The 11649-nt window shown below is 73.9% G+C and carries 10 protein-coding genes; 6 read left to right on the top strand and 4 right to left on the bottom strand.

Translation table 11 applies throughout. From position 1 onward, the window contains the following. Positions 1-755 (top strand): low molecular weight phosphatase family protein (locus tag SJ20_RS09310; protein ID WP_052833455.1); only part of this gene is annotated, 755 nt, incomplete at its 5' end. Positions 756-765: 10 nt separating this feature from the next. Here SJ20_RS09310 and SJ20_RS09315 read toward each other — a convergent pair. Continuing rightward, positions 766-2100, bottom strand: coding sequence for an O-antigen ligase (locus SJ20_RS09315; RefSeq protein ID WP_052833456.1), 1335 nt, complete (start codon positions 2098-2100; stop codon positions 766-768). A 126-nt stretch (positions 2101-2226) separates the two neighbouring features. Here SJ20_RS09315 and SJ20_RS09320 point away from each other — a divergent pair, with 126 nt between their 5' ends. Further along, on the top strand, positions 2227-3618 hold the full coding sequence (locus SJ20_RS09320; protein ID WP_044659720.1) for a polysaccharide biosynthesis tyrosine autokinase: 1392 nt from the start codon (positions 2227-2229) through the stop codon (positions 3616-3618). Between the two features lie 108 nt (positions 3619-3726). Here the strand turns inward: SJ20_RS09320 and SJ20_RS09325 are convergent, their stop codons facing one another. Then, entirely contained in the window at positions 3727-4287 is a 561-nt protein-coding gene (locus SJ20_RS09325) for a hypothetical protein (protein WP_044659721.1), read from the bottom strand. Positions 4288-4508: 221 nt separating this feature from the next. Between SJ20_RS09325 and SJ20_RS09330 the strand changes: the two genes are divergently transcribed. After that, complete coding sequence (locus tag SJ20_RS09330) at positions 4509-5396, top strand: nucleotidyltransferase family protein (RefSeq protein ID WP_044659729.1); 888 nt, start codon at positions 4509-4511, stop codon at positions 5394-5396. Further along, a complete protein-coding gene (locus SJ20_RS09335; protein WP_044659722.1) occupies positions 5386-5718 on the top strand; it encodes a PqqD family protein in 333 nt (110 codons plus the stop codon). Before SJ20_RS09330 ends, SJ20_RS09335 begins: the two co-directional genes overlap by 11 nt. Positions 5719-5724: 6 nt before the next feature. Here the strand turns inward: SJ20_RS09335 and mfd are convergent, their stop codons facing one another. Then, positions 5725-9381 (bottom strand): transcription-repair coupling factor, encoded by a 3657-nt coding sequence (gene mfd, locus SJ20_RS09340; RefSeq protein WP_044659723.1) that lies wholly within the window; start codon positions 9379-9381, stop codon positions 5725-5727. Next, on the bottom strand, positions 9378-10436 hold the full coding sequence (locus SJ20_RS09345; RefSeq protein ID WP_044659724.1) for a MauE/DoxX family redox-associated membrane protein: 1059 nt from the start codon (positions 10434-10436) through the stop codon (positions 9378-9380). The genes mfd and SJ20_RS09345 overlap by 4 nt, the downstream gene beginning before the upstream one ends. 184 nt (positions 10437-10620) lie before the next feature. Here SJ20_RS09345 and SJ20_RS09350 point away from each other — a divergent pair, with 184 nt between their 5' ends. Both SJ20_RS09350 and SJ20_RS09355 read left to right on the top strand, forming a co-directional pair. Further along, positions 10621-11148 carry a DUF2505 domain-containing protein gene (locus SJ20_RS09350; protein WP_044659725.1) on the top strand — a complete coding sequence of 176 codons (528 nt, stop codon included), beginning with the start codon at positions 10621-10623 and terminating at the stop codon, positions 11146-11148. Between the two features lie 83 nt (positions 11149-11231). After that, positions 11232-11649, top strand: a 418-nt coding sequence (locus SJ20_RS09355) for a low molecular weight phosphatase family protein (RefSeq protein WP_044659726.1), incomplete at its 3' end; no start/stop codon positions are given.

Below are 11649 nucleotides of genomic sequence, written 5' to 3' on the forward strand. Positions count from 1 at the left end.
CCCCCCCGGCCGACCCCGCCGCGCCGCGGCAGCGTGCGACGCCGGCCGAGCGCGCGGTGGCTCCCGCGACCGCCGCGGCCGCTGAGCCGGCCTCGCCCGCCTCACCGGCCGACCGTGTCCCCGGCCCCCTGCCGAGCGCCCGCGTCCTCGTCGTGTGCACGGGCAACATCTGCCGCTCCGCCTACGTGGAGTACGCGCTGCAGGCGCAGCTCAACGCCCTGCTCGGCGACCGGGGCCGCGCGGTGGTCACGAGCGCGGGCACGGAACCGAACCAGGCGCTGACCGTCCCCGGCCCGCTGCTCGACCTCGCGCCGAGCCGCCGAGTCCGCGCCGCGTTGACGCAGCATCGACCGCAGCAGCTGACCGGGCGTTCGCTGGCGGACCAGGACCTCGTCCTGACCGCGACGGACGACCACCTGGACGAGGTGCTGCGTGAGGACCCCGCGGCGGTGCGCCGGACCTTCACGATCCTCGGCATGGGCACCCTCCTGCGCGACCACGGCGAGGAGCTCGCCGCGGCGGTCCCTCCGGGCGCGGGCGTCACCGCGCTCGTCACGGCGCTGGCGGAGCTGCGCTCCCGCCTGATCGCCCAGGGGGAGCGACCGGACGCGGATCTGCCGGACCCGTTCCGCGGCCCCGCCGAGGGCTACGCCGCCATGGCGCAGACCGCGCAGCCGATCGTCGAGCTGCTGGCGTGGGAGATCGCCCGGGCCCTCGACGGGGACCTCGTGGAGGAGGAGCCGACGGGCGCCTGACCGGCCGGCGTCAGAGATCGGGGACGGCGTGCCCGCCGGAGGACGGGGCGTGCTGCCCCCGGCGCGCCGCGGCCAGCACCCGACGGCGGCGCCGCTCGAGCACCTCGCTCTCGAGCGGGGCGTCCCGCTCGTCGAGCCAGAGGGTCACGCCGGCGGCGACGACGAGCATGCTGGGGATCGTGATGAACACCTCGCCCAGCTGCGTCGCGGAGACGAACACGACGACGGCCGCCGCCTCCACCGCCACACGTGAGGGGGTGCGCAGCCGGGCGCTGAACAGGCGCAGCCCGAAGAACGCGTACGCGCCGAGGACGGCGAGGAGGAGCACGACGCCGCCCTCGGTGTAGAGGCCCGCGTAGGAGTTGTGGTAGTGCCACGTGGCGCCGCCGAAGTCCACGTACGCCGTGGTGAGGCCCCGGCCGTACCACGGCGTCTCCGCGACGCGCACGGCCGTCTCGGCCTGGATGTTCGAGCGCAGCCAGTCCGTGCCGGTGCGGTCCGCGAAGAAGGCGATGCGGGCCAGGTTCTCCTCGGCGAACGCGACCGCCCAGGCGAGGACCGCCAGCAGGACCAGGCGCAGACCCGCCCCCATCCGCGGCGTCAGCCAGAGCCACAGGACGGCGCAGGCGAAGCCCGCCATGGAGGTGCGGGAGCCCGTGAGGACGACGCACACCGCGGCGGCGACGAGCAGGATCAGCTTCCACCGCCGCGCCCGCACGAGGGCGAGCGCCAGGACCGGCATGGCCGCGTAGTAGAGGCCCGCCACGTTCTTGTCCGCGAGGATGCCGGTCAGGAAACTGCCGTAGGGCGCGGGGACGAGGCCGGCGTAGAAGAGGGGCACGTTCAGGGCCATGGCGGCGCCGAGCCCGACGGCGAGCGAGCGCAGGCTGAGCCGGCCGCCGGCGATGCAGCCGACGAGCCCGACGAGGGCCGCGATCCGCACCCACCGGCGCAGCCAGTCCAGATCCGGGATGCCCTGGGACACGGAGACGATCGCGAGGAACAGCAGCACGGCGGTGGCGAGCACGGCGGTCAACCCGAGGGCGGAGACATCGCGGCGGGACCGTCGGCACAGCGCCAGAGCCAACAGCAGGAGCATGCCCGCCTCGTTCAGCGGGAGCGCCACGGGACCGAGGGGGACGCCGAACGCCTCCATGGCCAGCAGGGCGCCGAGCAGCAGTTCGGGGATGCGCAGGGGCTCGCGGGGGACGACGGCGTCCGGGTCGGCCGACCACACGGACGTGCCGCGGGCGGCGGCGCGGGCGTGTCTCTCCCGCTCCGCCTGCAGGGCCACGTAGCGGGGGTCGGAGTGCCGCGGCCCGTGCGCGCCGTGCCCCACCGTCATGACCGTTCCTCCGTCGTCCTGTCAGGGCACGTCTCCGCCTCACGCCCAGCGTAGACGAGTGCGAAGGAATGGGCTGTCCCGCTTGTTAGAGTGAGCTGAGCCGCTGCCCTTCGATCCTGGGACCCCATGAACGTCATCGATTTCCTCCGTGTGCTGCGCGCGAACCGCCTGGTGATCCTGGGGTGCGCCGCCCTGGGCCTGGCATTGGGCCTCCTCTACTCGCTGTTGCAGCCCACGCTGTACACCGCGACCTCGACCGCGTTCGTCACGGTGGAGGGGGAGGCGAGCATCTCCGGCACCGAGACCGCCCAGACCCGGGCCCAGTCCTACATCCCGCTGATCAACAGCCGCACGGTCCGTGAGCGGATCGCGGCCGAGGGCTTGGACACCGTCGGCGCGACCATGAGCGCCGCCCTGGTGCCGAACTCGAACCTCATCACGGTGTCCGCCGTGGCCCCCGACGCGCAGCAGGCCGCCGCGCTGGCCAACGGGGCGCTCGTGGCGACCGCCGACGTGGCGAACGAGCTCGATCCGACGTCCAACGTCAAGGTCACGGCCATGGAGGACGCCCTCGCCCCGGCCGCGCCCTCGAGCCCGGACCGCGTCCGCCACCTGCTGTACGGCCTGGGCGCAGGCCTCGTCCTCGGCCTGGTCGTCGCGTTCCTGCGGCGGCTGCTGGACGTCAACGTGCGGACGACGACGGACGCCCAGGTGGCGGGCGGGGCGGGCCTGCTCGGCGCCATCCCCCTGGACCCCAGCATGAAGGCGGAACGCACGGCGCCGATGGCGCCCCTCTCCCCCCGCGCGTCGGAGGCGGTGCGTCAGCTGCGGACCAACCTGCGGTTCGCTGCGGTGGACGATCCGCCCCGCACCATCGCGTTCACCAGCTCCAACCCCGGCGAGGGCAAGTCGACGGTGATCGGCAACCTGGCCCTGACCGTGGCGGCCGCCGGCCAGCCGGTGATCCTCATCGACGCCGATCTGCGGCGCCCCCGTCAGGCCCTGCAGTTCGGCGTCGACGGCCGTGTGGGCCTGTCCGAGGTCCTCAACGGGGACGTCGCCCTCCAGGACGTGCTGATCCCCGTGGGCGAGGACGGGCTGCTCCTCCTGCCTGCCGGCCGCACTCCCCCGAACCCGTCCGAACAGCTCGGCTCCGAGCGGATGAGGGACCTGCTCACCGCCCTCGCCGAGACGCACATGGTGCTCGTGGACGCCCCGCCCGTGCTGCCCGTCACGGACTCCACCCTGCTCGCCACGGCGGTGGACGGCACCGTCCTGGTGATCCGCCACGGCAAGACCCGCAAGGAGCACCTCGAGGTGGCCCGGGACATGCTCGCGGGCGTCAACGCCCGGGTGCTCGGCGTCGTGCTCAACGGCACCCCGGCCTCCGGCGTGGGCTCGGACTACTACGGCGGGGGCTACGGCGCGGACGGCGGCAGCTACGACGCCTACTACCAGGCGCCCCGGGACGCCGCCGAGGCCGCGGCCGGGACCGCGGGCGACACGTCACGACGCTGACCGCGCCCGGCCGCAGGGCCAGGTCGTCGCAATGACGACGCGGGCACGGGGATGCAGAAGGGCCCCGCCTCTGAGGAGGCGGGGCCCTTCGTGGTGGTGCTCCGACGATCAGCAGCGCGCCGTGGGCGGGGTGGTCTCGAAGCAGTTGCTGAACTCGACGACGCCGTCGTTGCAGAGATCGGCACCCTCGGGAGCGCCCTTCGGCAGGGCCAGCTGCAGCTTGCCCTCGACGCAGCCGGACTCGTTGGCCGAGTTGCCGGTGTTGTTCACCACGTAGTAGTAGGTCTTGGACTGGCCCGACTGCAGGAGCAGCGCGGGGTCCATGGCGGCCAGTCGCTTGCCTCCCCTGCACGGGTTGGCGGTGTAGAGACGCGCCTCGCCGTTTCGGGTGGTATGACCGCCGAACACCACGGTCACCGTGCCCGGGTCGACGTACACGGGGGTGGGCGACGTGTTGGTGATGGTGATGGTGAAGCCGTAGGCCTGCTTGATGCCATCGGGGTGGCCACCGCCCGGGAACTTCTCGGCGGTTCCCGTGGTCACGGCGGCGCAGCCGGTCGGGGAGGCGGCGGCGAACGGGGCGGCGGCGACGGCGGCGACGACCGGGACCGACCACGCGATGCCGGCGGTCACCTTGCGACGGGAGAGGGTGGAGGTGTTCTTCTGCATGGCTTCACTCGTTTCGAGTCGAGGTGTGGCTTTCGCGCCCGAACGGGGTCACGCGAGTGGACGGAGCACCGCGGGATACTCGGTGAGCATCGGCTGTGGAACTCTATAGGTGAGTCTAGACGAGTCTCACAGCTCACTGCCAGCCCTGTCGCACATTCCAGGGATGGCACGCCGGCACGGTCACCGATGGACCCTTCTGACGGTCGACTATGCTCGCGGCCATGGGAGAACGAGCGACGGGACAGCGACCGGCCGCCCCGCCGTCCCTGGACCTCGAGGTCCGCGTCCGCCTCGCTCACGCCCGCATCACGCATCTGCTGGACCGGGCCGGCATCCGCGGCCTGCATCTCAAGGGCTACGCCACCGAGCCCGGCGTCTACCCCGACCACCGCCGCAGTTCGGACGTGGACCTGCTGGTCCCTCCGGCCGATGCCGCCGCCGTCATCGAGCTCCTGCACGCCCACGCCTGGGAACCGGTCGCTGACTTCTCGGAAGGGTCGATCTTCCAGCACGCGGCCACGCTCTGGCATGACCAGCTGGGGTATGTGGACGTGCATCGGCTCTTCCCCGGCCTCGGCGCGTCCCCCGAGGCGGCCTTCGACGCCCTGTGGAGCGAGCACGCCCACCTCGTGATCGCGGGCCGGCCCGTTCCGGTGCCGAGCCCGCGCCACCAGCGGCTCGTCGTGATCGTCCACGCGGCCCGCGACCCGTTCCGCGGTGGCCTCGACGTCCGGCACATCCGGGAATCCCTCACCGCCGAGAGCTGGGCCGCCCTGCGCGAGGAATCCCACCGGCTGGACGCGGGAGCGGCCTGGCACGTCGCCACGGGCGAGGCCGCCGACGGCGTCGACACCCGGCAGCTGACCCTCTTCGCGGCGCTGCACGAGAGCCAGAGCGGTCTTGAACTGTTCCGCACCCGGTGGCGGTCGGCCGCCACGGCGCGGGAGCGGGCCGTCCTCGTGGCCCGCACGATCCCGGTGAACCGCCCCCATCTGCAGATGCGCCTGGGCCGGCCTGTCACCCGTGCGGACCTGTGGCGCGAGCAACGCGCCCGGCTCGGCGCACTCGCCGGCTGGGCCTGGAGGAAGGCGGTGCGCCGTGACCGTTGAGACCACCGAGGGCTGGGCCCTCGCCCCCGACATCGCGTGGGCCCGCACCGCCGGCGGCCAGGCCGTCGTCATGACGCTCGAGGCCGGTCAGCCGCTGCTGTTGGGCGCCTCGGGCGACGTGATCTGGGACGTCCTCGTGGGCGGCCGCACCCCGGAGGACGACCTGGTCGCGGATCCGCCGGTGCCGCTGTCGACGACGGACGTCACGGTCCAGGTGGCGGAGGCGTTCGGCCTCGCTCCCGCCGACGTCGCGGCCGACGTCCACGCCTTCCTCGAGATGCTCGAGGCGCACGGCGTCCTCGTCCGCGTGCGGACGGCCTGACCCGCCTCAGCCCTCCGGCGCGAAGATCGCGTCGACCACCTGCTGCGCCCACTCGAGCAGCGGGACGTCCACGAGATCCTGACCCATGACCGGCTTGGTCTTGGGACGCGGGATGAGGACGCCGTTCAGGGCCGGCTTGACCTGGGCGCCCTTGTACATGCGGGTCAGGCGCATCTGGCGGGACTCCGGCAGGTCCGCGGCGGGGCCGAACTTCACGTTCTGCCCCAGCAGCATGACCTCGGTGACGCCCGCGGCTCGCGCCCGGTTGCGGAACCGGGCGACGGCGACGAGCGCCTCCACCGGCTCCGGCAGCGGGCCGTACCGGTCCTTGAGCTCCTCCACCACGGCGTCCACGGCGGCGTCGTCCGCGGCCTGGGCGAGGTTGCGGTACATCTCCAGGCGCAGCCGCTCCCCCGGCACGTAGTCGTGCGGCAGATGGGCGTTGACCGGCAGCTCCACCTTCACCTCGGCGGGCGCGGTGTCCTCCTCGCCCTTGAAGTCGGCCACGGCCTCGCCCACCATCCGCAGGTAGAGGTCGAAGCCCACGCCGGCGATGTGGCCGGACTGCTCCCCGCCCAGCAGGTTGCCGGCGCCGCGGATCTCGAGGTCCTTCATGGCCAGCTGCATGCCCGCGCCGAGCTCGTTGTGGGTGGCCACGGCCTTGAGCCGTTCGAGGGCCACCTCGCCCAGGGGCTTCTGCGGGTCGTACAGGAAGTACGCGTAGGCCCGCTCACGGCCACGGCCCACGCGGCCGCGCAGCTGGTGCAGCTGCGAGAGGCCGTAGCGGTGGGCGTCCTCCACGATCAGGGTGTTGGCGTTGGCGATGTCCAGGCCGGTCTCGATGATCGTGGTGGAGACGAGCACGTCGAACTTCCGCTCCCAGAAGTCCACCATGATCTGCTCGAGCCGGGCCTCGCTCATCTTGCCGTGGGCGACGGCGATCCGCGCCTCCGGCACCAGCTCGGCGATGCGCTTGGCCACCTTGTCGATGGTGGTGACGCGGTTGTGCACGTAGAACACCTGACCCTCGCGCATCAGCTCGCGGCGGATGGCCGCAGTGACCTGCTGGTCCGAGTACGGGCCCACCGAGGTGAGCACGGGGTGGCGCTCCTCCGGGGCGGTGGCCAGCGTGGAGGTCTCACGGATGCCGGTGAGGGACATCTCGAGGGTGCGCGGGATGGGCGTGGCGGACATGGCGAGCACGTCCACGTTGGTGCGCATCTTCTTCAGCGCCTCCTTGTGCTCGACGCCGAAGCGCTGCTCCTCGTCCACGACCACCAGGCCCAGGTCCTTGAACTGCACCTGGTCGGAGAGCAGCCGGTGGGTGCCGATCACCACGTCCACCTCGCCGTGCGCGAGCCCCTCGACGACCTCCTTCGACTCCTTGGCGGTCTGGAACCGGGAGAGCGCGGCCACCTTCACGGGGAAGCCGGCGAACCGGTCGGAGAACGTCTGGTGGTGCTGGCGGGTGAGCAGCGTCGTGGGGACGAGGACGGCCACCTGCTTGCCGTCCTGCACCGCCTTGAACGCGGCGCGCACGGCCACCTCGGTCTTGCCGAAGCCGACGTCGCCGGAGACGAGCCGGTCCATGGGCACGGCCGCCTCCATGTCCTTCTTGACGTCCTCGATGGTGGTCAGCTGGTCCGGCGTCTCGATGAACGGGAACGCCTCCTCCAGCTCGCCCTGCCACGGGGTGTCCGGGGCGAACGCGTGGCCGCGCGAGGCCATGCGGGCCGAGTACAGGCGGATGAGCTCGCCGGCGATCTCGCGGGTGGCGCGCTTGGCCTTGGACTTGGTCTGCGCCCAGTCCGAGCCGCCCATCTTGGACAGCGACGGCGTCTCCCCGCCCACGTAGGTGGAGATCAGGTCGAGCTGGTCGGTGGGCACGAACAGCCGGTCGCCCGGGGCGCCGCGCTTCGAGGGCGCGTACTCGAGCACGAGGTACTCGCGGTAGGACTCCTCGGCGCCGGGGGCGGTGCGCGGGCCGCCGGTGACCTTGCGGCGCTGCAGCTCCACGAAGCGGGCGATGCCGTGCTGGGAGTGCACCACGTGGTCGCCGGGCTGCAGGGTCAGCGGGTCGACGGCGTTGCGCCGCTTCCGGGCCAGCCGCGCCCCGGGGGCGCGCGTGCCCACGGTGCGGTGCCGGCCGAAGAGGTCGTGCTCCGTGATCAGGGCGATCTGCGCGTCCGGGATCGTGAAGCCGGAGCCGACGGGCGCCGTCGCGATGGAGACCCGCCCCGGGGCGAGGTCCGCGGGCAGGGGCCCGTCCACCACGGCGGCCATGAGGCCGGCCTCCGTGGTGAGCTCGGCGAGACGGCGGGCGGAGCCGGGGCCGTCGGTGAGGACCACGGCATGCCACCCCTCCGCGAGCCGGACGCGGGTGTGCGCGACCATGGCCTCGATGTCGCCCGAGAAGGTCTGCGGGACGCCGAGGGTGGCGCGCAGGGTGGCGGCGTCGGGCAGCAGCTCAGCGTCCGAGACCAGCGCGGTGACGGACCAGAACCCCTGGTCCTGCTCGAGCGCGGCCGCGCGGAGCTCGGCCACCGTGAGGAAGCCGCCGGCGGCGGACTGGTCCGCCCCGGCCACGTCCACCGGGGCGACCGCTCCCTGCGCGGCGCCGGCCCACGCGGCCTGGAGGAACTCCTCGTTGGTGGCCAGCAGGTCGTCGGCGCGGCCGCGCAGGCGCTCGGGCTCCACGAGGACGGTCAGCGACCCGGTGGGCAGCATGCGCGGCAGCGACGTCATGGCCTCGGCCAGCAGCGGAGAGAGGGACTCCATGCCCTCCACAGCGACGCCCTCCGCGATCCGGTCCAGCATGTCCGCGGCGGCGGGCATGGCCGGGATCAGCTCCTTCGCGCGCCGGCGCACGTGGTCCGTGATCAGCAGCTCGCGGCACGGGGGCGCGTACAGCTCGGAGGGGTGGCCCGAGCCGTCCTCCGTGGTGTCCTCGAGGGAGCGCTGGTCCGCCACGGAGAACCAGCGCATCTGCTCCACCTCGTCGCCGAAGAACTCGATGCGCACGGGGTAGTCCTCGGTGGGCGGGAACACGTCGATCAGCCCGCCGCGCACCGCGAACTCGCCGCGACGGCTGACCATGTCCACGCGGGAGTAGGCGGCGTCCGCGAGCGCGGCCACCACACCGTCGAAGTCCCGCTCCTCCCCCGTCCGCAGGGTCACCGGGCTCAGCTCGCCGAGCCCGGCCACGAGGGGCTGCAGCACGGCGCGCACGGGGGCGACGACGATGCGCAGCGGGCCCTCCGCGTGCTCCTCGGGGTGGGCGAGGCGGCGCAGCACGGCCAGGCGCGCGCCCACGGTGTCCGAGCGCGGGGACAGGCGCTCGTGGGGCAGCGTCTCCCAGGACGGGAACAGCGCGGCGGCACCGGCGGGTGCCCAGGCGGCCAGGTCGGTCACGAGGTCCTCGGCCTCGCGGGTGGTCGCGGTGACCACGAGGACGGCGGCGCGCTCGCCGTGGCCCTCGGCCAGCGCCTCGGCGAGGACGGTCAGCAGGGGCGCGCGGGCGCCGTCGGGCAGGCCGATCTCCAGTTCGACGCCCCGGGCCTCGAGCGGCCGGGAGGCGGAGGCGGCGGCTGCCTCGAGCGCGCGTTCGGCGCGCAGGCGCGGCAGCAGCGGGGCGAGGACGGGGGTGGTCTCGGGGGCGCTCATGCGCGGACCTCCGGGGTGGCGGTGGAGCCGTCCGTGGCGGCGGGCAGTTCGGTGGTCATGATCTCCCGGATCTCTTCGAGGAAGGCGAGGACGTCGTCGGCGCCGCCCACCGGGCCGCCGGCGGTGAGCCGGTCCGTACCGAGCAGCACGGCGGTGGGGAACGAATGCAGGCCGATGGCCTGCGAGGCGGCGCCGTCCGGGTCGGCGAGCACGAGCGACGCGTCGACGGCGCCACTGCGGATCGCGCCGTCTGCACCGGGGGCCCGCTGGGGCATGAGGACCCGCAGCCGGACCGGCCCGAGCGCGTCCTTGAACTCGTCCAGCCGCTCGATCACCCGGGCGCAGGAGCCGCACCCCGTGGACAGGCGCAGGGCCACCACGGCCCCGTCCTGGACCAGCCGGTGCAGACCGGTGTACTCGCCGTCCGCGACCACGACGGCGTCCGGGAACGGGCGGCGTTCGGGCTCGGCCTCGCCCACGGGGTCCGCGGCGTCCGGGGCCTCGGGCGTCGCCGGGGCCGCGTCCGGTGCGGCCGGGACGGACTCACGGCCGGCCAGGAACGCGGCGGTGGTGAGCAGCACGGTCACGAGCAGGGCCCAGGCCCACGCGCCGGCGCCGAAGGCGGTGAGCGGCTGCCAGGCCAGGCCCGCGCCGTGCACCGCCAGCGAGACGATCCCCTCCACCAGAGCCAGGACGGCGAGCACCAGGAAGACGACGTTGCGGACCACCGTGGTGCGGGAGATCGGGGCGGCCGAGGCCTCGCCGAAGCAGCCACACGAGACGCCGTCGTCCTGGGCCCGGACCACGAGCGCGAGGAAGGCGGCGAAGAGGGCCACGGCCGCCAGGCCGACGACGGGACGCAGCGGGGTGAAGGGCTGCAGGAGGGCGGCGGCGAGCAGCAGCTCGAGCCAGGGGAACGCGCGCGCCAGGGCGGGGGCCGCGAACGGGCGGGGCACCCTGAGCCGGGTGAACGTGGCCTGCACGTCCTCGCCGGAACGGAGCTTCGCCGTCCCGCTCAGGAGCATGATGAGGGCCACGGCCCAGAGTGCCGACATGGCGGACACACCTTCCAGGGGGTTCACAAGGGGTCGCGCGGCCGGTCCCGGCGCCGTGCACGGGACCCGGGTCGCGGAGGCCAGCATATAAGGTGAGGGATGGACGCCCATCGCCGTCGGCGAACCGGTGCCGGCCCTCTCACGGCCCGCCGGGCGCGGCCCGACTTGACCCCGAGGAGACACCGTGGCCTTTTCCGCTCAGCAGTCCATCCCGCACCCGCCGGCGGCCGTGGCAGCCGCCCTGGCGTCCGAGGACTTCCACCGTTCCGTGGTCGAGTCCTTCGGCGGCTCCCTGGTCTCGTTCTCCGTGGAGGGCTCCCCGGAGGGCGCGATGACCGTCACCGCCGTGCGCTCCCTGCCCGCGGACCGTATCCCGGACCGGGTCCCGGACATGGCCCGCAAGCTCATCGGCTCCGCCCTCCAGGTGGAGCAGGTGGAGCGCTGGGACGCGCCCGCCGCGGACGGCTCCCGCGCCGGCACCACCACCATCACCGTTCCCTCCGCCAAGGCGACGGCGGACGGCTCCCTCCGCCTGACCGCCGCCGGTGAGGGCTCCCAGTTCTCCGTGGACGGCACCCTCGTCTGCCGGATCCCGCTGGTGGGCTCGAAGCTCGCGGCGAAGGCCGAGCCGATGGTCGGCAAGGTCGTCAATCGTCAGGCCCGGGCGCTGTCCTCGTGGCTCGAGCGTGACGGCGGAGCCGCGCGCGGTTGATCTCGTTCTCCCGTCGCCCGGCGCTGTCGAGCTCGGCTCCGCCTGCCCGGCGGGGGCGCCGGGCCCTTCCCTCGCCGGACGCCGTGCTCATCGTGTGCACCGGCAACGTGTGCCGCTCGGCCTATGCGAGCCGGGCCCTGCAGGGCCGGCTGGCGGCTCTGGCCCCCGGCCGGGTGGAGGTCGGCAGCGCCGGCTCCCAGCCGAACCAGGCCCTGACGGTGCCGCCGCCGCTCGTGCGGCTCGGCGCCGAGGCCGGCGTCACCGGGCTGGAAGGCCACCGTCCCGCCGCGTTGCAGCCGTTCATGGTGGCGGAGGCGGATCTGGTGTTGGCCGCGGCTCAGGAGCACATGCGCTTCGCACTCCAAGAAGTGCCGCAGGCCGTCGCGCGGGTGTTCACCGTGCTGGAGCTCGCGGCGCTGGTCCGCGCGATGGACCAGCGGGACGGGCGGGACTGGATCCCCGCCGGTCGCGGGGTGCGTGCGTTCGCGGCGGAGGCGGCCC

Origin of the sequence: Micrococcus sp. MS-ASIII-49, assembly GCF_000946635.1 — a bacterium.
Lineage (GTDB): Bacteria > Actinomycetota > Actinomycetes > Actinomycetales > Micrococcaceae > Micrococcus > Micrococcus luteus.